At 59.4% G+C, this 1,677-nt stretch carries 1 pseudogene; it reads left to right on the plus strand.

The features are described from left to right. Nucleotides 1–200: pseudogene (locus tag ACXJ7R_RS31905) on the plus strand (inorganic diphosphatase); the annotation flags it as partial. Nucleotides 201–1,677 lie beyond the last annotated feature (1,477 nt).

Genomic DNA, 1,677 nt, shown 5'->3' on the forward strand with positions numbered 1-1,677 from the left:
CTCCCCATCGAGAGGACGCTACAGACGAGCCGGTGGCCGCGGATCGTGTTCCTGATGATTTGCGGCGCGAAATCGAACAGTTCTTTCTCTCGTCGGTGCTTGGAACGGGCAAGACCATAAAGTTCAAGGGCTGGCAGAACGCCGCGGAAGCTCGCAGGGCAATCAAGAGGGGCATGAACGCCTACCTGGCCCACCGCTGAGGTGCTATGGGCGCGACCAACAACGGAGTTAAGTTTCGCTGGAATGCCAGATGCTAGATTGTTTCGAACCCGGTGACCAGTTGTCCGTGAATGTGCCCGCCCGCAAACAGTTCTGCCGGTTCGCCTATTGCACATCAGGCAATGGTACACGGAAACCGCCGCCCAATGTGTTTCATGGGAAGTCTCCTCGAAAGTATCAGTCCCGTCGCTGGGTAAACCTCCGCTGAAAGGCTTTGTTCCAGGCGATTGGCACGTCTGACAAGGCAGAGATTGGCCGAAACCAGGAACCGATGGCGTCTACGGCCAGGCACCGGAGAAGACGGAAAATCACGGCCGCTGAAGACTGCCAGTCAGACAGCCACGATCGACGGGTGGCGAAGACTTACGGTTCCGGGCTACTTTCTCACTCGACCTCAATAATCTTTCGTGCTGCTTTCTTGACGGCGCCTCGATGACGTTCGGCGGGATCCTTCTTTTCGACAGATGATTCCGCAGAAAGGCGCTGCKCTCGCAGYCGCGCCGTCTTSGCMTCTCTSGCYAGACGCTCAGCCTCRATYGTCAGTTTCGATTCGCGATCAGCGCGCTCAATCCGYTCCTTGTCGACGCGTCGTTGGGTCATGAAAGCCTCCACCGCYAAGAGACCCATGAATTCCTAGCCGGCAAAAATGTTCCTAAATYYRTYWGCTGGTCGACTGACGYSGCTSRCTCACGSCAGTTTCGTCAACTTCCGCTTCCATCWGGTCGCCGACCGGCTTGGCCTTGTTGGCGCCAGTGATGGGCTCACCGTAAAACCCCAACAGCCATGCATCGGCGATTCGTCCCAGACCTGCGGAACAGTTCGAGCCTTGCCGTCCTTGCGGGCCTGCGCACCCGTACATTCCCCGCGTATGTGATGCGCTCCTGGTCCTTCTTAGCCACGGCCATGTTCGTCCTCCTCGACACGTTGTCGCTGAACGCGAAATTGCCCGCCTCGGTATGTTTTGCCCACTCCGAGCGGATGCAGGGGACATGCGCAAACTGACAGGCGCGGGGCCAGCTCTAGCGGCGCACTCCAAGGATTGCCAGAACCTCCGCTGCCACCGGGCAAAACCCGGCCGAAACTCAGTCGGGCGCTAACGCCAATTGCGTAGCCGGCGCGGCCGACTGCCAAAAGGGTTCGAAGATGAAGATGGGTGAGGCCCAAGGCAAGGCAAGGCAAGGCAAGGCAAGGCAAGGCAAGGCAAGGCAAGGCAAGGCAAGGCAAGGTCCAGACGGTTCAGCAGGCTCAGGGCAAAGCCCAAGCTCAAGACCGACGAGCAGGCCCAAGGCAAGGCCAAGGTCCAAGCGGACCAGCAGGCTCAGGGCAAGTCCAAGATCCAGACACCAGCAGGCGCAGGGCAAGGCTAGTGCGACCACCAACCAACAGGCCCAGGGGAAAGCAAAGGTCCAGACCGACGAGCAGGCTCAGGGCAAGACCTCGACACAGACTGATCAGGGG

Source organism: Mesorhizobium sp. P5_C1 (assembly GCF_054049815.1).